Here is an 18250-nt window from a genome sequence, read left to right as displayed (position 1 = left end):
AGGCTGACGCGAACACGCCTCCACGCGCGCTCCCGTCACGGGGCGCGTCGGCCATGGCGGAGGGCGGGTGGGCTACTCCGCCGACGGGAGGGCGACGCGCATGATGCCGCGACCGAAGGTGGCGGCGGTCAAGTAGGTGGTGCTCGCCCCGCTGAGCAGATCGGTGCTCGTATGCGTGGCGATGTCGAGCACCGGGCTCGTGGGGAGCCCCGTCCCGACCGCCTTCCAGCTCGTGCCACCGTCGTCGGAGAGGAACACCCCGACGTCGGTTCCCACGACGAGGCGCGCGCTGTCGTCGAGCACGACGATCTCGTTGACCGGCGCGTCGGGGAGGTCGCCGGTGATGTCGGTCCAGCTCGCGCCGCCGTCGGTCGTCTTCACCACGAGCGGCGTGTCCTCGCCGTTGCGGTAGCGCGAGAACGTCGCGTAGGCGACGTCGGCATCGCCCGGGTCGACCGCCACCCGCGACACCCACGACAGTCCGTCGGGGAGGACGCGCTCGTCCTCGGGGACGTCGGTCTCGGTGTCGATCCGCTCCCAGCCCCACTGCGGTCCCGCGAGCTCGCCCCGCCAGAGCCAGCCCTCGTCGGTCCCCACGTACAGCACGTTGCCGTCGGAGGGGGCTACCGCCAGGGTCGTGATCGTGCCGAACTCGTACTGCGGGTCGGGCTGTTCCGCCCCGCCCGCCGTCGAGGTCAGGTCGGGGCTGATCACGGCGAAACCGGTCTGTCCCGGTCGGACCCCGCCGGCGGTCGCGCCACGCGACACCACGTTGGACCCCGCGTACATGACCGTCGGATCGGACGGGTCGAACGCGATCGGCGCCCACCAGTTGTGCCGGTCGCCCGGGATCCTCATGAAAGCGAACGCCCCGCCGCCGTCGTCGGACCGTGAGCAGTTGCCGCCGTACTGGGCGCAGCCGTAGACGATGCGGTCGTCGGTGGGGTGGATCAGCGTCTGCAGTCCGTCGCCACACAGGCCGTACTTGGTCCAGGTCTGCGGTTGGCCGAGGTCACCGGCGACGTAGTTGCGCTGGCACATGTTGTCCTGGAGCCCAGAGACGACGCGGCTGGGCTGCTGTTGGCTCACCCCGACCGAGTAGTGCTGGGTGAACCCCTGCTGCAGCGCGCCCTTCCAGTCGAGGCGGCCATCGGCGTCGCTGCGGTAGAGGCCGCCGTCGTTGGCGAGGTAGACGCGCCCCGGCACGCGCTCGTCCCACACCATGTCGTGCTGGTCGGCGTGGGGGTTCACGACCGTCACTCCCGTCACGACTCCAGCGATGGTGCTGGACTGCGGCAGCCAGCTGTCGCCGCCGTCATCCGACCACACGAGGTCCACGCCTCCAGCGAAGAGCACGTCGGGCTCGTCGGGGTCGACCCAGATGCGACCGAACCACCAGCCGTAGCTCGACTGCGACGTGTCGAGGAAGCTGTCACCGGTCTGCGTCCACGTCGCTCCCCCGTCATCGGAGCGGTAGAAGCTGTCGAAGCCGCCGAGGTCGTCGACGACGATGGCGTACACCCTGCTCGCGTCGCTGGGCGCGAACGACAGCGCGATGCGGCCGGGCTGACGACGCGAGTCCTGAGCGGTGATGGCATCGACCGACTCCCAGGTCGCCCCGCCGTCGTGCGACTCCCACACGGTCGAGCCGGGGCCGCCGTACAGCCGTCGGTCGGGCAGGCGGATCCGCTGCCACATCGTCACGAAGAGGTGATCGGGATCGGCCGGGTCGATGGCGATATCGCTGGCGCCGGTCCGCCCGTTGGGCGCCTCCAGCGCGACGGTCCAGCTCTCGCCGCCGTCGTCGGAGCGGTACAGCCCGCGCTCGCCACCTTCGGCGAAGCCGTGGCCCATCGACGCCACCCAGATCGTGCCGCGGGAGTCGACGACGATCTCGCTGATCGTGCCCGAGTCGGACAGTCCGATGTTCTCCCAGGTCTGCGCCCCGTCCGTGGAGCGGTAGATGCCGTCGCCAGCCCAGGTGATCGATCCCCCACCGGGTGGCGGCTCGCCGGTCCCGGCGTAGAGGGTCTCGTCCGGCGCCGCCGCGATGGCTGCGACCGCCTGCGGTGCGACATCCGGCCAGCTGGGAGCGAGCGTGACGCCGGCGTCGGTGCTCTTCCACACGCCGCCGCCAGCCGTGGCGACGTAGACGGTGTCGGTACCGGCCGGATCGAGGGCGATGTCGAGGACACGACCACCGATGTTCTGGGGGCCGAGCCAGGTCCAGGGCGCTTCGGCGAGCGCGGGGTCCGTCGCCGCGGTGCGGTGTCGGGCGTCAGCGGCCTCGGCTCGGGCTCGGGTCCCGGCGGCAGGATCGAGGTCGGCGCCGCCGCGTGCGCTGAGGAACCAGTCGGAGGCGGGTTCACCGACGGGGCGTTGGGCGGCCAAATGGCGCTCGGGAGCGGTGAGGCCGTCACCGCCGATCGTGAGTGCCACGAGGGCGCTCGCGAGGACGAGCAGCGTGGTCACGAGGGCTGCGATCTCGCTGAGGCGCGGATGTGCGTGCACGGACTGCCTCCAGGATGGCCGAGGGATGCCAGAAGGGAGCTTCGACGCGGCCCCCTGCGCCTCCTGCTCGGAGTGGGTCAGTCCCAGACCCGTTCGAGCCGCCAGCCGGCATCGGCGCGCTGGACCAGCTCGTACACCCCGTGGCCGGGCACCCCGTTGCGGGCCTCGACCCGCCAGAGGTCGGCCTGCTCGATGCGGATAGGTTCGCCATCGGGGCGGCGCCACCACCCTGGGTCCTCGCGCCAGTGCCCGAGGACGCGTTCCACGCGGTAGCAGCGACCACGCCAGCGGAACCCGGCAGGGGTCACACCGTCGGGCGCCAGTTCGACGTCCTCGAGCTGTTCTCGGTAGCGCTTGGTCACGGAGCAAGTGTCTCGATCGTGGCCTGACCGAACATGTGTTCGAGACCGTACTCGCCGACCCGGTGGTGGTCAACCGCGACGGTCAACCACCGTCCGCTGTCGTCTGCGGCCCTGCGATCTCGGCAAGCTCCGCGAGGCGCCGGGCCGCGTCCGCGGCCACCTGTTCGACGTCGGCACCGGCGACGACCTTGGCGTTCCAGCGCCCCAGCCGTTCCGTGGTGAGGTGGTCCGTGAACGGCGTGATCGCCGTCACCACGTCCGGACGCGAGACGCGCAGACCGTCGGGGACCTGGACGGTCACGACGAACGCCGGGAACACGCGCAGGTCGTCGATCAAGGGCCGCAGTCCCGCACGCCAGGCAGCGCCGTCGGTGGCGGTCGCCAGACCCGCGAGGCACTCCCCCGACCCGACACCGGCGATGGCCTCATCGGGAGGCGCCGGTGCCGACCGCACGTCGGCGATGGCGTAGGCATCGAGCACCGCCTCGAGCCCATCGGAGCGCTCCGCGAACTCGGGATCGACGCAGAGCAGTGCACCGGGCTCCTCCCCCAACCGCGCGGCGAGTTGCGACATCGTCGTCAGCGACGCCATCATCGAGGGCGGTCCTTGGACGAAGAAGGCGAACGTGGCGTTGGCGGGGGGGAGGTGCAGACCCTCCTCGAGAGCGAAGCGCGGCCGCAACCACACCACGCCTCCGTCGGCGTCGTCCTGCCGCACGCGCCGGTAGGAGGTGCGCGGATCGCCAGGTGGATCGGGGCGACCCAGCACCTCCAGCCAGGCCGCACCGGTGTACCCGGGGAGCACGTCGATGACACCCAGCTCCAGCGCTTGCCGCGCGTCCGTCGCCCCGTCGAAGGTCTCGACGGTCGCCGGCAACCCCGCGTCCTCGAGCAGGGCGACGAGGGTGTGCCCCAGGAGCTGGGCCTCGTGTTCCGGCGAGGTGCCGACGCGCAACGGCTCGACGGTCGCCGTCGGCGTCGGGGTGGGCACCGCCTCGGGTCCGACAGCCGAACAGGCCGACGCCAGGACGGCGGCGAGGGCGGACCACAGGAGACGTTGCACGGCGGACAAGGGTGCCACGGAACCTCGGAGTCGCGACGCTCGTTCTGACTCCAGCGCTGGTTACCCTCGTACGCCGACGCTCGGTCCCTCGCCCACCTAACGGAGCAGCCCCCGATGCCCACGCCCCGGTTGACCCGACGCCGCTTCCTCGTAGGTGCGAGCGCCACCGCCATCCTCGCCGCGTGTGGCGGGGACGACGACCCGCCTGGCGACGCGGGCACGGTAGCTCCGACGACGACCTCGCAGAACGACATCACCCAGCAGGTCGCTGCCGCCGCGGGCGTCGATGCTCCGCTGGACTACACCCCGCTGGTCGCGAGCTTCGAGATCCTGACCGGCAGCGGACGGCGCTTCCAGTTCGGCTTGCTCGACGAGACCCAGACTCCGCTGGCCGGGGCACAGGTCGAGGTGTTCCTGGTCGACGACGCCGAGCAGAGCATCGTGCAGGGGCCCGTCACGCCGACGTACCACGACGAGGGACTCGGCCAGCGGGGGATCTACGTCTTCGAGAGCGAGTTCACCGCACCGGGCACCCACTACCTGGTCGTGCGGACCACGGACGGCAGCCACGGAGGCGTGGTGCCTCTGACCGTCGTGACGCCCGAGACCTCCCCCATCCTGCAGGTCGGCACCGCGTTCCCATCGGTCGCGACCCCGACCGAGGAGCAACCCGGTGACCTGGAGGAGCTGTGCACGCGCGATCCTGACTGCGGCATGCACGGCGTGTCGCTGGACCAAGCGCTCGCCGAAGGCTCGCCGGTGGTCATCACGATCGCCACGCCCAAGTACTGCCAGACCGCCATCTGCGGTCCGGTGGTCGACGTCGTGCTCGCGGCGCGGGACGCCGTGGCGCGCGACGACGTGGTGTTCCTCCACCACGAGGTCTTCGTCGACGCCGGCAACACGCCGACGGACCTGGTCACCGAGCTGCAGCTGCCGACCGAGCCCTGGACGTTCGTGATCGCCAGCGACGGCACGATCATCGACAAGTTCGACGGGCCGGTGGCGACGGACCTGCTCGTCGCCTCGGTCGAGGCCAACCTGTGACAGGCCGCCTGACCATCGCGGCGCTGACCGTGACCCTCCTCTCGGCGTGCGGCAACGGAGGACAGACCGCGGCCGACGACACGTCCCCCCAGCCCGCGGTCTCCCCCCCGCCGACCGCCACCGCGACCGCTTCCCCGACGCCGGCGACCGGCTGCGCGGGAACCGAGTTCCCCAGCCTCCAAGAGGGTGGCCACCTGCTCGAAGGTGCTGACCCGCCGGTCCCGTACAGCTCGACCCCCGGCACCTCGGGCTGGCACGCGGGCGGGGCGCCGCAGACGGGCGTGTTCGGGCCCGACGAGGAGCTGAGCGAGCCCCGCATCGTCCTCGCCCTCGAGGTCGGACAGATGGTCGCGAGCTACGACCCGGCGACGCTCGGCGCGGACGAGGTGACGGAGCTCGAACAGCTCGCGGCGACGGAGCACGAGGGCACGCTGACCGTGACCCCCTTCACGGCGCGGGACCAGGGCGCTCCGCTCGTTCTGAACGGGTGGGGCGTGCGTCAGGCCTGCCAGGAGGTGGACGCGGACGTGATCGCGTCGTTCATCGAGGCACACCTACCGAGCGCACCGGGGCACGGCTGAGCGCTCGCCATCACCCCGACGTGAGTGGGAGGCCTCGGGCCTGCGCTGCGGCGTCGATGAGCGGTACGTACTCGGGATGCCCGAGGGCGGTCGCGGCCACGCGCAGCGCCGCCACCGCGTCGGCGAAGGTCGCCGTCGGGCTCAGCAGTTCGTGGTGCGCGAGGACGAGCGTGATCGACCGGTCCGTGCGGAGCGCAGCGGCTTCCTCGGGCGTGAGCTCCTGCTCCTCGATCTCGACGTCGGACACGAGAGCCTCGCGCAGGTCCCACAGGAAGCGCGACCAGATCTCACCGTCGGCGTGGACGCTGCTGTTGGTCATGTCGCCCGGGTAGACCTTCTGGGTATCGGTGCGCCGCAGGCACGGGGGGTTCGCGCCCGAGTAGCTGACGGCGTCCCAGTCAGCGACGCAGGCGTCCTGGAAGCCCCCGCTGACCTCCCGCGCGTAGTAGGCGGCAGCGAGCCAGTCGCCGAACGCCTCACCCATGGCGCCGCCCTCGTGGGTGGCACCCCATCCCGGCACCTGGGCGTGCTGCACGGCGTGGCCGTACTCGTGCACGATGACCTCAGCGTCCTCGGCGTCGTCGATCCCTCCGGCACCGAACGCGATGAGGTCACCCACGGGCAGGTAGAAGCTGTTGTCGAATCCCAGGATCGGCAGGGTGTAGACGTCCTGCGGTTCGGCGTTCACGTCGGTGAAGCCGAGATCCTGGAAGTAGCGCTGGAGCCGATCGAGGTGGGCGTACGCCATGGCCGTCTCGAACCGAGGGTCGTTGCGGGTGAACGCCAGGTCGAGGGTCGGCGGCAACGGGGCCGGGCCCTGAACGCTGACCCACGGTCCGACCAGCCGTCCCGCCACCGTCTGCGGTACGTCGACGTCGCGGATCGGCAGCGCGACGAGTGCGGCCGTCAGCCTGGCGTCGTTGAGGTCGGTGTCGACGCCGAACACATCGACACCGGACTCACGCAGGCTGTTGTCCTGCAGCGTCACGACCGGGTTGGGATCGAACACGCTCGCGGTGCCGTCGGCGAACGTCCGCGTGTCGTCGATCGCGACCACCTCGCCGGTGGCGGCGTCGACGTCGACGCGGGCGGCGACACGCGGCGCGAGGACGGTCACGCGGAAGGTGTCGTGCAGACGAGCGCCCCGCTCGACCAACGTCCGCTCGGTGGCGACGTCGACGACGTGCTGCGCCGCACCGAGCGTCGCGAGCGCTGCACGCTCCGCGTCGGCGGCGAGCACGGCCCCGCGGGCAGGCTCGCCGGTCGCGTCCGTCGCGCGGGCATCGACCAGCACCGTGCCGTCGTCCAGCAGGTGGACCGCGGCGAAGGTCTCTGCGACGGGGACGCCGTCACGGATCTGGCGACCGCGCACGTGGGTGCCGATCGGGCTGGTGCGGACCAGGTCGAGCGTGAACGCCGCGGCATCCACCCCGAGGCGGTCACCGTGCTCGGCGAGGAGCTGCGCAGCGACGTCGGTGACATCGCGGTCCGTGCCTGAGTCGGCGGCGGGCGCGGCGGCCACCAGCAGGGTGAGGGCCACGCAGGTAAGGAGAAGTCGTCTCATGGCCGATCTTTCTGTGCTACCGCTTCGCTACTTGAGCACCTCTATTCGCCATGGGCGGCCGCGGCACCTCCTCCGGCCTAGGTATCCAGGTGGTAGGTGGCGAGCGCTCGACGCAGCCGCCAGCAGGCGTCCGCCGGATCGTCAGCGTCGCAGACAGCACGTACGACCACGATGCGGCGCGCCCCGGCGTCGAGCACCGGCCCGACGGTCTCGTCGTCGAGGCCTCCGATCGCGAACCAAGGATGGCTCGCGTGCCGATCGGCGTGCCGCAGGGGCTGCAGGCCGGTTGCCGGACGCCCCGCCTTGGTCGGCGTCGCGTGGACTGGCCCGACGGCGAAGTAGTCGACGTCCTCGTCAGCGGTCGCGTCGATCTGCGCAACGTCGTGCGTCGACCGGCCGATCAGCAGATCGGGACCGACCACGCTCCGGGCGTGATCGGGGTGGACGTCCTCCTGGCCCAGGTGCACGCCATCGGCACCGACCTGCACGGCGAGACCTGGGAGATCGTTGAGGATGAACAGCGCCCCGCGGCGCTCAGCCACCCGCCGGAAGGCGTCGGACGCCGCCCGCAGCTCGTCCTCCGTTGCGGTCTTGTCGCGCAGCTGGATGATGTCCACGCTGGCGTCGCAGATGGCGTCGAGGAACTCCTCGAGGTCACCACGGTCGCGGCGCGCATCGGTCGCCACGTAGAGTCGCGCGTCCGCGAGCCGAGCCTGACGCCGCGTACCCGTCGCGGACAGGCTCGGGAAGGGCTCGCTCACACCCCACCCCGACGGTCACGACCACCCAGACGGGGAGGCAGCAGCCCGACGTCGGATCGCGCGAGCCGCTCGCCCCGCTCACCCGCACGGAGCATGCCCCGCAGCGCGGAGCCGCCGACGATCACCAGCTCCGCGACGAAGATCAGACCCAGCGCGATCCCCAGCCACGTGCCCAGGCCCGGTCCACCGGCGACCGCGCTGACGGTCCACCCGGTCGCACCGACGCCGGCAGCCACGACCGCACTCCGGCGCAGCCGCCGCGCCGTCCGCGACCAGTCGACGATGTGGCCACCGTCGCGAGGTGATGATGGTTCGGGGGTCGTCACGATGCTCCGGGGAACTCGGGGATGCCCGCCGACGGGGTGCTCTCGTCAGCGTACAAGCGCTTCGGGATGCGGCCAGCGAGTCGAGCGGCGCGTCCAGCCTCGACCGCCTGCCGCATCGCTGCCGCCATGAGCGCCGGATCGCGGGCCCGGGTGACAGCCGAGGCCAGCAGGACCGCGTCGCAACCCAGTTCCATCGCCTGGGCCGCATCGCTGGCGGTGCCGACGCCCGCATCGAGGACGACCGGCACCTGCGCGTGCTCGACGATGATGCGGAGGTTGTAGGGGTTGCGTATCCCCGCGCCGCTACCGATGGGCGAGCCGAGCGGCATCACGGCGGCGCACCCGACCCGTTCGAGCCGCGCGGCGAGGATGGGGTCGTCGTTCGTGTACGGCAGCACCGTGAAGCCGTCGTCGACGAGCTGCTCGGCGGCGTCGAGCAGCTCCACCGCATCCGGGAACAGCGTGCGGTCGTCACCGATGACCTCGAGCTTGATGAGATCGGTCCGGAACGCCTCACGAGCCATCCGTGCCGTGAGGACCGCGTCCCGTGCCGTGTAGCAGCCGGCCGTGTTGGGTAGGACCGTGCAGCCACAGCGTTCGATGACGTCGAGCACCGACCCCTCGGCCTCCGGGTCCAGTCGCCGCAGCGCCACCGTCACGAGCTCGGTCCCGGATGCCTTGATGGCCGCCTCGAGTGCGTCGTGGCTCGGCGCCCCGCCGGTCCCCAGGATGAGCCGACTCGCGAAGGTGCGGTCGGCGATGCGTAGCGGCTGGTCGATCCCCGCAGCGGTCACGTGCAGCCTCCCTGGACGGCCGCGACGACCTCCACGCGGTCGCCGTCCCGTAGCCGGCGCCGTTCCCACGCTCGCCGCGGCACGACCTCCTCGTCGACGGCGACGGCGACACCGGGACGCGACGGGTCCCGACCCAACTGGGCCACGAGCTCGGCGACCGTGGCCCCGTCCCCGACGTCCCGAGCTTCACCGTTGACCACGATGTTCACCCCGCCACCTCCTCACGGACGAAGCGGTGGGGGTCGAAAGGAGCGATGACGTCGGGCACGGAGCCGGTCGCGACGAGCTCGGCGATGCTGTCCGCGGTCACGGGGCCGAGCAGGATCCCGTTGCGGAAGTGGCCGGTCGCCACGATCAGGCCGTCAAGGTGGCCGCGGCCGAGCAACGGGGCGTTGTCGGGCGTTCCCGGCCGCAAGCCCGCCGTCGCCTCGGAGAACTCCAGCTCGGCCAGGCCAGGTAGCAGCTCGTAGGCGTACCTCAGCAGGTCGAGCACCGCTCCGGCGGTAACCGACGTGTCGTCGCCACGTTCCTCCATCGTCGCCCCGACGACCAGACGACCGTCACCGCGAGCGACGACGTAGACATCGAGGCTGCGGATGCTGCGCGCGGAGGGCGCGAGGCCCTCCGGGCCGGAGAGGTGCAACAGCTGTCCCTTCACCGCCCGCACAGGCAGCCAGGCCGGCGGCAGACCCTCGAGCGACGCGCTGGCGTGCCCGGCGGCGAGCACGGTCACGTCGGCCGCGATCAGGCGGCCGTCCAGCAACCTGACGCCGGTGGCACACTCACCGCGGTGTGCGATCCCGACCGCCATGTGGTGCTCGAAGACGACACCGGTGCGTTCGCACGCGACGATCAGCGCCTCGATGAGTGCACGGTTGTCCACCTGGTGGTCGCCAGGCACGTAGGAACCGCCGACCACGGTCGGGGCGAGGAACGGCTCGAGCTGCCGCAGCTCGCGGGAGGTGAGCCGCTCGACCTGCAGACCCAGCTCGCGCTGGAAGGCCGTGAGGCGGTCGATCGCCGCGACGTCATCGCGATCGCGAGCCACGAGGATGGTCCCCGACTCGCGGTAGCCCGACGGGCGATCGGCGACGTCTGCCAGCTCCTGGGCGAAGGCTGGCCAGCGCCGTTGCGAGGCCAGGTTCAGCTCGAGCAAGGTCTCCTCGCCGAAGTGCACCTCCGTGACGGGCGCCAACATCCCCGCCGCAGCCCAGGAGGCGCCACGCCCCGGCGTGGGATCGATCAAGGTGACCCGGGCACCGCGCTGCCCGAGCCGCCACGCGACGCCGAGTCCGATGACCCCCGCCCCGACGACCGCAACGTCGGTACCCCTGAAGGTGGGTGTCCTGGTGCCACGATCCACGGTCGGGTGCTCCCTCCGCCGGTACGAGCCGGATCAGGTTCGACGGTCGGCGGCCCGCTGCCGCCCTCTCAGCCCTGCGTTCGAGGGCTCCCGTGCACCCTCCACGGTACCGGCCGAGGACGACCATCGCAGGGTGCCGGACCGTTCCTCCGGGCGGCGGGTCGGCGTCAGAGCGCGGGATCGGCGAGGTCGAAACGGAGGGTCGAGAGCACGCGGGTGATCTCAGCACGGAGCGCGTCGGGCTCGCGCTCCAATCGGCTGTCCCGCTGCGGGTACAGCTCCTGGAAGCTCGTCTCGCCGGCACCGACCTGCAGGCCGCGTGTGAGGAGGTAGTCGCCGAGTTCGAAGCGCCAGGTCAGCACCACGTGGTCCCCGTAGTCGTGCAGCGTGAACGTGAGGTAGGAGTTGAACACCAGTTCCCACATCGTGCCGCCACGCCGAGACTCACCCTGACGGACGAACCCCAGATCGCTCAGCTCTTCAGCCAGCGCAGTCGAGCGGTCACCGTTGCCGACCACGCTCGCTCCTCGCCGTGTGCGCTGAGATGTCCCATCCACGGACCAGGGTAGTCTCGTGCCGTCATGACCCCATCCCGCCTGACCACCGCGACGTTGACGTCCGCGCTCCTGCTCAGCGCGTGCGGCGGCGGCGATGCCGACGTGTCCCGGTTCCAGGACGACCTCGACGCCCAAGCCCAGGCCCAGACGGCGCTCCGCGACCGCATCGCGGACCTCGAAGCGGCACTCGGGGCGGTCGGCAACGACGACGAGCAGGTCCTCGCGGGTCTCGACGAGCGTCTGACCGCGCTCGAGACGACGCTCAGCGATCTCACGACACGACTTGACGAGGAGCGAACCGCTCGCGAGGACGGTGACGCCGAACAGTTGGCTGCCCTGAGCAACCTCGAGTCGGTGCTGCAGACGGTCCAGACGACCCTCGACACGCTCCGCGCGGAGCTGCAGCAGCTCGCTGACGATCACGCCCTGCTGCGAACGCAGTTCGAGAACCACGTCGAAGACCACGGCGGCTGATGCGTGCCTGACGCCCGCTCCCCCTCCTCCTCCGGCGGCACCGCCGGCGCGACCAGCGAGCTCCTCGGTGGTCGCTACCGCATCATCGACAAGCTCGCCAGCGGAGGCATGGCGACGGTGCACCGTGGGCACGACCAGGTCCTCGAGCGGGACGTCGCCATCAAGATCCTCCACCCCCATCTCGCGGATGACCCCGCCTTCCTCGACCGGTTCCGGCGGGAGGCGCGAGCCGCGGCTGCCCTGAACCATCCCAACATCGTCGCGGTCTACGACTGGGGCGAGACCGACGAGACCACCTACCTCGTGATGGAGCTGGTGGTGGGGATGAGCCTGCGCGACGTGCTGCGCATGCGCGGGCGGTTGACCGCCCGCGAGATCCTCTCCCTGATCGGCCCCGTCGCCACCGCGCTGTCCGCCGCCCACGACCGCGGCATGATCCACCGGGACGTCAAGCCCGAGAACGTCCTGCTCGCGGCCAACGGTACGGTCAAGCTCGCCGACTTCGGCCTGGCGCGCGCCGCAGCCGAGAGCGGCAGCACGTTCGGCTCCGACGTGATCGTCGGCTCCCCGCACTACGTCGCCCCCGAGGCGGTGGCCGGCGCTCAACTCGATGCGCGCGCCGACGTCTACAGCCTCGGTGTCGTGCTCTACGAGGCCATCGTGGGCGAGACGCCGTTCCAGGGCGAGACCCCTACCGCGACCGCCTTGCAGCACATCGCCAACGAGGTCCCCCGACCGTCGCGCGACATCGCCGGCGTGTCTCCGGCACTCGATGCGCTAGTCGTGCGAGCGACCGCCACCGACCCCGACGATCGTTTCGCCGACGGCTGGGAACTGGCGCAGGCTCTGGGCGCCGCGGTCCCCGAGGGCCCCGTCGCGGTTGACCTGCGCAACGGCGAGCACCACACCGTCGTGCTGCCGACCGAGTCGGTCATCACCGAGGTCCCCGCGCCCCGCCGCCGCCGCGACCACGAGTCTGAGCCGGGCAAGGGAAAGCGGACGGCGGACGAGCCCGACGCCCGAGCGCCCGGCCCGAGCCGACGGCAGCGGCGGAAGCGACGCAAGGCGCTGCGTCCGCCGCGTCGCCCCGTGGTTATCGCCACTCGCGCACTGCTCATCGGACTGCTCGTCATGCTCGTCGCGGGTGGACTGTGGGCGACCGTGATCGCCCCCTTCCGGGACGTCCCGGAGGTGTCCGGTGGCACGCTCGACAGCGCCCGCGCCGAGCTCGAGGCCGCCGGCTTCGACGTCCGCGTCGCGCCGCTCTACGTGTACTCAGCGGATACCCCGGCGGATCACGTCCTGCAGAGCGAACCCGCCGACCGCGCCCGTCGCGGGAGCACGGTCACGTTGACGCTGTCCGCCGGCCCACGGCGCGCCGAGGTGCCCCAGGTCGCGGGCGCTGACGAGGCGACCGCGCTGGACGTGATCCGGGAGGCGGGGTTCGAGCCCGAGGTCCGCGACGCCTTCAGCGAGACGGTGCCCGTGGACCAGGTGGTCGGGACGCTGCCACCGGCGTTCACGGTCGGACGCGAGGGCGAGCCGGTGACGGTGCTGATCAGCCGGGGACGCGAGCCGATCACCGTTCCCGACGTCTTCAACGCCCCGAGTGACGACATCATCGAGCGGCTCGAGGCGCTCGGCCTCGAAGCCGTCGTCGTCGACGAGGTCAACCACCAGGAGGTCCCCGAGGGGTGGGTCGTGGAACAGAACCCGGAACCTGGCGCCGTCCTGTTCCGCGGTGACCAGGTCCAGCTCACGGTCTCGCTGGGGCCCAAGCAGTTCGACATGCCCGAGGTGCGCGGCGAGACCGAGGAGCGCGCGCTCGAGATCCTGCAGGGCCTCGACCTCGTGGTCGAGGTGGAACGGGTCCGCGCGTTCTTCCGACCGCCGGGCGTCGTCGCCGAGCAGGATCCGGCACCGGGCAAGAAGGTGAAGGCGGGCGACGAGGTCACGATCTTCGTCTGGGACTGACTTGGGTTCGCGCGCGGCGAGGATGACCCTCGCGCTCATCGCGATCACGTTCGTCTGGGGCGCGACGTTCGTCGTCGTCAAGGAGGCCGTGGACCGCCTCCCGGTCTTCGTCTTCAACGCCTGGCGGTTCGCGATCGCGACCGTCGCACTCGCGCTCGTGGCCGGACCTCGCCTGCGGCGGCTCGGCCGCTCGGGGTTGTGGCACGGCGCCCTCCTCGGGGTGGCGCTGTGGAGCGGCTACGCCTTCCAGACGTTCGGTCTGCAGCTCACCACGGCAGCGAAGGCCGGCTTCATCACCGGCATGTTCGTCGTGTTCACTCCGCTGCTCCAGGCGCTCGTCGTGCGCGAGCCTCCAGGAGCGACCGCGTCGGCGAGTGCGCTGCTGTCGTTCCTCGGGCTCGGCCTGCTGTCGCTCGAGGGGTCGCTGGTCCCGGGCCTCGGCGACGGACTCGTGCTGCTGTGTGCGATCGCGTTCGCCTTCCACATCGTCGGTCTCGGACTGTGGAGCCACCGGTACGACGCAGCGGCGCTGGCGACGGTCCAGCTCGGCGTCGGCGCCCTGCTGCACGCGGTGGGCGGGATCGTGCAGGACGTCGCCACGACGTCGGATCACCCCTGGCTGACGTCCGACCTCTACGTGTGGGCCGCGGTCGTCTTCACCGCGGTGTTCGCGTCGGCGATCGCCTTCGCCGTCCAGACGGCGGCTCAAGCCGTCCTGCCGCCGACGCGTGCCGCGATCATCCTCGTGATGGAGCCCGTCTTCGCCTGGGCCACGGCGTGGCTGGGCGTGCCCCTGCTGATCGCGTTGGGCATCACGGGGCTCGAGCGCGAGGTCTTCGGGCTGCGGGAGGGCGTCGGGGCGGCGCTCATCCTCGCCGCGATGCTGTGGGCCGAGCTGCGTTCCCGAGATCCCATCGATCTCACGGCGGCCCCGCAGACCGGCGTCATCAGCTCCGAGCAGGGGCTGTGAACTCGGCATCGGGCCCGGTCGCCGGGTGCCCGTGGATCTCGATCTCGGCCAGCGCGACGTCCGCGTAGGTCGTGCCCGCGTAGGTCTCGAGGATCCTGAGCGTCACCCGTCGGGTCAGCACCGGCTCGGGCAGATCGATGCTCTGCATCCCCATCTGGTCCAGCAGCATGACCGCGAACATCTCGCCATCGTCGAACTCGAGGCGTGCGCGCCGGACCCGCGCGTTGCCGAAGTAGCGTTCGTCGTCCTTCTGGTAGCCGTTACCGACCAGGATCTGGCTGACCCACGCGGGTCCGGTGAGGTTGAACCGAAGCAGCTCGCCGACGTCGACCTCGGAGGTGACACCCTGGCTGTTCCAGGCGGTGGTGAGGTCGCGGTCGAACAGCATCGGGGCGTCGTAGCGGTTCTCGCCCTGCTGCGGTTGGGTCGAGCTGGCCTCGACGGTCGCCACGTCCAGACGTTGCGGGGCGACGGCGTACACCTGGGGGTCGAAGGTGGGTGTCGCGGGGGTCCCCGGCGGTTCCTCTGACGCGAGCGGGCCGCTGACGACCGCCCACCCGAGGCCCACGCCCAGCAGGGCACCGAGGACGACGATCAGGGCGGTGATCGTGCCCCGACCCGGTCGCGACCGGCGCGCCATCGAGCGCTTCTCCTCACTCCGCGAAGCCTCCGTCGCGGACGCATCCTGGCGCGCCGCCCGCGGTACGGCACCCGTGGCACCGGTGGACAGATCGGCACCGCAGCGGCCGCACATGACACGGTCGGTGGCGTTGGGAGCGCCACACGAGGGGCACTCACGCAGATCGACTCGGCGTGCACCGATGTCGGGACGCTGAACGATCTCGATCGGGGAGACACTCGTCCCGTCGGGTCGCAGGGTGACGGGTGTGGTGGGCTGACCACCGGGACCCTCCGCCTCCTGCACGTGGGGACGGTCGGCAGGGCCCTGCGCACCGATGCCACTCCCAGGCACATCGGTCAGGTCGTAGCCGCAGCTCAGGCAGTAGTTGGCGTCGTCGCGCGCCCCGGCGCCGCAGTCGGGACAGTACACGTGTGCCCTCTCTCGATCCGGTGCGGCGTCGTCGCAGCAGGGTACGCAGCGGTGTGGCCGCCGCGAGCACGGGATGCGGTTGTCGGCCGTCTGCACGGAGCGTTACGCTGGTCTCATCAGCCCCGGTGCGCGATGCTCCGGGGCTCACGTGTCCGGTGCTCAAGTAGCCCGGAGGGCGGTAGCACAGGAGTACCGTGCTCAAGTAGCCCGGAGGGCGGTAGCACAGGAGTACCGTGCTCAAGTAGCCCGGAGGGCGGTAGCACAGGAGTACCGTGCTCAAGTAGCCCGGAGGGCGGGTAGCACGGGTCTACTCGAAACTGAGCCGACGAGGTACGTGTGGCCTACGGGAAGGACACGAGCATGGTCGTGGTCATGCGCCACACCGCGAACGACGAGGACATCACCAAGGTCGTGTCCGCGGTGACGGAGGTGGGCGGCGAGGCCTTCGTGTCACGCGGGAAGCACCAGACGATCATCGGGCTCGTGGGTGACATCACCCAGTTCGCCGAGCTCCCACTGCACGCCTTCCCTGGCGTCGAGGACGTCATCCGCGTCAGCAAGCCGTACAAGCTGGTGTCCACCGAGACCCACCCTCGACCATCCACCGTGTGGGTCGGCGATGTACCGATAGGACGCGACACGTTCACCCTCATCGCGGGACCGTGTGCGGTCGAGACCGAGGACCAGACCCGCGCGGCGTGCAAGATGGCGAAGGAGGCGGGTGCCACCATCTTCCGGGGCGGCGCCTACAAGCCCCGCACGTCGCCCTACTCCTTCCAGGGGCTCGGTGAGAAGGGCCTGGACATCCTCGCTGAGGTGTCCCGAGACCTCGAGGTGCCGTTCGTCACCGAGGTGGTCACGCCCGCGGACGTGGAGGTGGTGTCGGCCAAGGCCGACATGCTGCAGATCGGCACGCGCAACATGCAGAACTTCCAGCTACTCAAGGAGGTCGGCATCGCCGGCAAGCCGGTGCTGCTCAAGCGCGGCATGACCGCCACCATCGACGAGTGGATCATGGCCGCCGAGTACATCGCGCACACCGGCAACCTGCAGATCGTCCTGTGCGAGCGCGGCATCCGCACGTACGAGCCGACCACGCGCAACACGCTCGACATCTCCGCGATCCCGGTCGCGCAGAGCCTGACGCACCTGCCGACCATCGTCGATCCCTCGCACTCGGGTGGCAAGCGCGACCTGGTGCTGCCGCTGACGCGCGCGGCGATCGCCGTGGGTGCGGACGGGGTGATCATCGACGTGCATCCGCAACCTGAGCACGCCCTGTGCGACGGACCGCAGGCGCTGATCCGCGACGACCTCCTGACCCTCCGCGAGACCGTGACCCGCCTCTCCGACATCGTCGGTCGCGACCTCGCCGAGCCGTCGAGGGATCGACAGGCGGGGGCGTGGGGACGGTCCGCGCACACCTGACCGCACACCGCTCGTCACCCCCGCCCGTTCGGACGGTGACCGACACCCGGTACCACGTCCAGTCCGGCAGGCACCGACGGCACCCGAGTTCGTGGATGCTGCTGGCATGGTGGTTCAGCCGCAGGGAGGCGAGACGTGGGACACGAGGGCCGGGATCTGCAGGGGCTGATCGACGAACTCGACGCGCTCGACGAGGACCTCGCGTCGGTCGATCGGGGCGATCACCAGCGCTTGTCGGAACTGCAGACCCGTCGGCGCGCGCTACAGGAACAGCTCGATGCCCTCCGGGGAGACCCCAGCGCCACACGGACGGTTCTGGTGGTGGCCAACAAGACGCTGGCCGGTCCCGCGCTCCACAGAGAGCTGCGGCGACGCGCCCGTGCCCAACGGTTGCAGGTGTTCGTGATCGTGCCAGCCACACCGCCCGATCCCGAGACCGAGGAGGAGCTCGTCGACGACGACCTGATCGAGGCCGGCCGTTCGGCAGCACGGACGGTCGCCGGATCCCGACTCGATGAGGTCGTCAAGCAGCTGCAGGCGCAGGGCTTCGTGGTGACCGGAGACGTCGGCCCCCCCGATCCGCTGGAAGCGGTGACGCTCGCCCTCCAACGCTGGCCGGAAGTGAACGAGGTGATCGTCTCGACCCTGCCCGCCGGCGTGTCGCGCTGGTTGAAGCTCGACCTACCGAGTCGTCTCACGCGTCGACTCGATGTACCCGTCACCACCCTCGAGCACCCTGACGATCCACGCGAGCCGAAGTCGAACACACGGACACCCGGGCCGCCCATCGATCCGCTGGTACGTGACCCGACCGAGGGCATGCACTTCGATCTGCCGCGGTAGCCGCAGAGGGATGCTACTCGGACGCACCTCCGCGCTCCACCATGCCACTGGACGCGATAGCGGCGGTTGCTCCGATCTGCCGTCGAGCTTGGCATCGCCCCTCCCCGCGTGCGCCGACGCAGCTCGGCTGTGCGGAACCGGCTCGGTTTCGCTCGCTTTGTCCGGTTCGATGCGTCGATAGCGGGTTCTGCTTGACCTCGGTCTCCGATGCGATCATGGTCGTCGTCTGATGCACTTGGTCTAGCCCCGCCTTTGGTGCGGTGCCTCGCATGGTCGGCGGCGAACGGGGGAGAACACCATGCGAAGCCCGCGCTCATCGAGACTGTCCTGGCTCGTCATGACCGCGCTGGCGGCCAGCGTTGTGACGACGGCGGGTCCGTGGAGGCAGCCAGCGGCCTCCGCTCAGGAGGATGACAGCCAGGGCTGGCTCCCGACGGTGCGGTCGCCGACGTGCCGATCCGTCCACCGGAGCACGTGGAGTCGTGGACACCGTTCACGCATCGACGTGTCAACCCTGCCGGGAGCGTCACCACGGAGCTGTTCACGGCTCCCGTGCACGACACGCGCGAGGTCCGACCCGA

18 protein-coding genes and 1 riboswitch are annotated in these 18250 nt (G+C 70.9%); of the genes, 7 read left to right on the top strand and 11 right to left on the bottom strand.

Annotated features, from left to right (window positions below; all coding sequences use genetic code 11):
• Positions 1 to 72: 72 nt before the first annotated feature.
• From KY469_03605 to KY469_03595, 3 genes are all read right to left on the bottom strand, one after another.
• Positions 73 to 2511, bottom strand: a complete 2439-nt coding sequence (locus tag KY469_03605) for a glycosyl hydrolase (protein MBW3662164.1) — start codon at positions 2509 to 2511, stop codon at positions 73 to 75.
• 77 nt (positions 2512 to 2588) lie between these two features.
• Positions 2589 to 2834 carry a nucleotidyltransferase gene (locus tag KY469_03600; GenBank protein ID MBW3662163.1) on the bottom strand — a complete coding sequence of 82 codons (246 nt, stop codon included), beginning with the start codon at positions 2832 to 2834 and terminating at the stop codon, positions 2589 to 2591.
• A gap of 121 nt (positions 2835 to 2955) precedes the next feature.
• Positions 2956 to 3954, bottom strand: coding sequence for a hypothetical protein (locus KY469_03595; protein MBW3662162.1), 999 nt, complete (start codon positions 3952 to 3954; stop codon positions 2956 to 2958).
• A gap of 96 nt (positions 3955 to 4050) precedes the next feature.
• On the opposite strand from KY469_03595, the gene KY469_03590 reads away from it, so the two are divergent.
• Together KY469_03590 and KY469_03585 are read left to right on the top strand one after the other, a co-directional pair.
• The gene (locus KY469_03590; GenBank protein MBW3662161.1) at positions 4051 to 4983 is read left to right on the top strand and encodes a twin-arginine translocation signal domain-containing protein; all 933 of its coding nucleotides are present in this window, start codon (positions 4051 to 4053) and stop codon (positions 4981 to 4983) included.
• Positions 4980 to 5564: a DUF3105 domain-containing protein gene (locus KY469_03585; GenBank protein MBW3662160.1), complete on the top strand. Its 585-nt coding sequence runs from the start codon at positions 4980 to 4982 to the stop codon at positions 5562 to 5564. The genes KY469_03590 and KY469_03585 overlap by 4 nt, the downstream gene beginning before the upstream one ends.
• A 10-nt stretch (positions 5565 to 5574) precedes the next feature.
• Here the strand turns inward: KY469_03585 and KY469_03580 are convergent, their stop codons facing one another.
• The 7 genes from KY469_03580 to KY469_03550 all read right to left on the bottom strand — a co-directional run bounded on the left by KY469_03580 (position 5575) and on the right by KY469_03550 (position 10890).
• Positions 5575 to 7128, bottom strand: a complete 1554-nt coding sequence (locus KY469_03580; GenBank protein MBW3662159.1) for a M36 family metallopeptidase — start codon at positions 7126 to 7128, stop codon at positions 5575 to 5577.
• Positions 7129 to 7205: 77 nt separating this feature from the next.
• Positions 7206 to 7814 (bottom strand): thiamine phosphate synthase, encoded by a 609-nt coding sequence (thiE, locus tag KY469_03575; protein MBW3662158.1) that lies wholly within the window; start codon positions 7812 to 7814, stop codon positions 7206 to 7208.
• A gap of 71 nt (positions 7815 to 7885) precedes the next feature.
• Positions 7886 to 8215, bottom strand: a complete 330-nt coding sequence (locus KY469_03570) for a hypothetical protein (GenBank protein ID MBW3662157.1) — start codon at positions 8213 to 8215, stop codon at positions 7886 to 7888.
• Complete coding sequence (locus KY469_03565; protein ID MBW3662156.1) at positions 8212 to 8994, bottom strand: thiazole synthase; 783 nt, start codon at positions 8992 to 8994, stop codon at positions 8212 to 8214. The genes KY469_03570 and KY469_03565 overlap by 4 nt, the downstream gene beginning before the upstream one ends.
• An 11-nt stretch (positions 8995 to 9005) precedes the next feature.
• The gene (gene thiS / locus KY469_03560; GenBank protein MBW3662155.1) at positions 9006 to 9218 is read right to left on the bottom strand and encodes a sulfur carrier protein ThiS; all 213 of its coding nucleotides are present in this window, start codon (positions 9216 to 9218) and stop codon (positions 9006 to 9008) included.
• A complete protein-coding gene (gene thiO / locus KY469_03555) occupies positions 9215 to 10372 on the bottom strand; it encodes a glycine oxidase ThiO (GenBank protein ID MBW3662154.1) in 1158 nt (385 codons plus the stop codon). Before thiO ends, thiS begins: the two co-directional genes overlap by 4 nt.
• Positions 10366 to 10476: riboswitch (TPP riboswitch) on the bottom strand. It overlaps the preceding gene by 7 nt.
• A 63-nt stretch (positions 10477 to 10539) precedes the next feature.
• Complete coding sequence (locus KY469_03550) at positions 10540 to 10890, bottom strand: hypothetical protein (protein ID MBW3662153.1); 351 nt, start codon at positions 10888 to 10890, stop codon at positions 10540 to 10542.
• A gap of 63 nt (positions 10891 to 10953) precedes the next feature.
• Here KY469_03550 and KY469_03545 point away from each other — a divergent pair, with 63 nt between their 5' ends.
• From KY469_03545 to KY469_03535, 3 genes are read left to right on the top strand one after another with little or no spacing between them, the layout of a single operon-like run.
• A complete protein-coding gene (locus KY469_03545) occupies positions 10954 to 11403 on the top strand; it encodes a hypothetical protein (protein MBW3662152.1) in 450 nt (149 codons plus the stop codon).
• A gap of 3 nt (positions 11404 to 11406) precedes the next feature.
• Complete coding sequence (pknB, locus tag KY469_03540; GenBank protein ID MBW3662151.1) at positions 11407 to 13377, top strand: Stk1 family PASTA domain-containing Ser/Thr kinase; 1971 nt, start codon at positions 11407 to 11409, stop codon at positions 13375 to 13377.
• Between the two features lie 22 nt (positions 13378 to 13399).
• On the top strand, positions 13400 to 14347 hold the full coding sequence (locus tag KY469_03535; GenBank protein MBW3662150.1) for a DMT family transporter: 948 nt from the start codon (positions 13400 to 13402) through the stop codon (positions 14345 to 14347).
• On the opposite strand, the gene KY469_03530 is transcribed toward KY469_03535, so the two are convergent.
• Complete coding sequence (locus tag KY469_03530) at positions 14325 to 15398, bottom strand: zinc ribbon domain-containing protein (GenBank protein ID MBW3662149.1); 1074 nt, start codon at positions 15396 to 15398, stop codon at positions 14325 to 14327. The two genes, KY469_03535 and KY469_03530, sit on opposite strands and share 23 nt — an antisense overlap.
• Before the next feature lie 360 nt (positions 15399 to 15758).
• Here KY469_03530 and aroF point away from each other — a divergent pair, with 360 nt between their 5' ends.
• A complete protein-coding gene (gene aroF / locus KY469_03525; GenBank protein MBW3662148.1) occupies positions 15759 to 16826 on the top strand; it encodes a 3-deoxy-7-phosphoheptulonate synthase in 1068 nt (355 codons plus the stop codon).
• A 135-nt stretch (positions 16827 to 16961) separates the two neighbouring features.
• The gene (locus KY469_03520; protein ID MBW3662147.1) at positions 16962 to 17669 is read left to right on the top strand and encodes a conjugal transfer protein TraF; all 708 of its coding nucleotides are present in this window, start codon (positions 16962 to 16964) and stop codon (positions 17667 to 17669) included.
• The last annotated feature ends 581 nt before the right edge of the window (positions 17670 to 18250 follow it).

The sequence above is a fragment of the Actinomycetota bacterium genome (assembly GCA_019347575.1).
Taxonomy (GTDB): Bacteria; Actinomycetota; Nitriliruptoria; order Nitriliruptorales; family Nitriliruptoraceae; genus JAHWKY01.
Note: the sequence above shows the minus strand (reverse complement) of the source record. Positions and strands in the feature narration are given on the sequence as shown.